General features: G+C 56.7%; 2 protein-coding genes. Both read left to right on the forward strand.

Translation table 11 applies throughout. The annotated features are described in order from the left end of the window. On the forward strand, positions 1 to 320 hold a 320-nt coding region (locus HMPREF1627_RS00745), incomplete at its 5' end, for an FtsB family cell division protein (protein WP_034500328.1). 3 nt (positions 321 to 323) lie between these two features. Next, positions 324 to 526, forward strand: a 203-nt coding sequence (locus tag HMPREF1627_RS10090; protein ID WP_158705786.1) for a DUF501 domain-containing protein, incomplete at its 3' end; no start/stop codon positions are given.

Genomic DNA, 526 nt, shown 5'->3' on the forward strand with positions numbered 1-526 from the left:
GTTCGGTTCTAATCCAAATCGAGCAGGCGAAGCAGACTAACGCCGAGCTGCAAGATCAGCTGGACCGGTGGGGCGACAAGTCGTACGTAGCCTCACAGGCGCGGGCGCGACTACAGTATGTCCAGCCGGGGGAGACGCAGTATCAAGTGCTTGACGCGCCCGGCATCGCGGATGGGATGACAGATACCAAGCCTGTTGAGGACCAGGGTCCGCCTCGGCCTTGGTACCTGGTGGTGGCTGATACTGCGGATGCCGCCGATGATGTGAATCAGCCGGTTCGTCTTGACCCGTCGGTGTGCTTAAAGAAAAAAGAGGAGTAGGCGTTGGATAAGACGCAAGATATTGATCTGAAGATTCTTGAGCTTCAGTTAGGGCGCGAGCCGCGCGGGGTTTTAGGGATTGCGGCCAGGTGTGTTTGCGGTGCTCCATTGGTAGTAGCAACTGCTCCTCGCTTAGAAAATGGCAGTCCTTTTCCAACCATGTTCTACTTGACCCATCCCGCCGCCGTTAAGGGGTGTTCCGTTCT

This window comes from Actinomyces sp. S6-Spd3 (assembly GCF_000758755.1).
Classification (GTDB): domain Bacteria; phylum Actinomycetota; class Actinomycetes; order Actinomycetales; family Actinomycetaceae; genus Pauljensenia.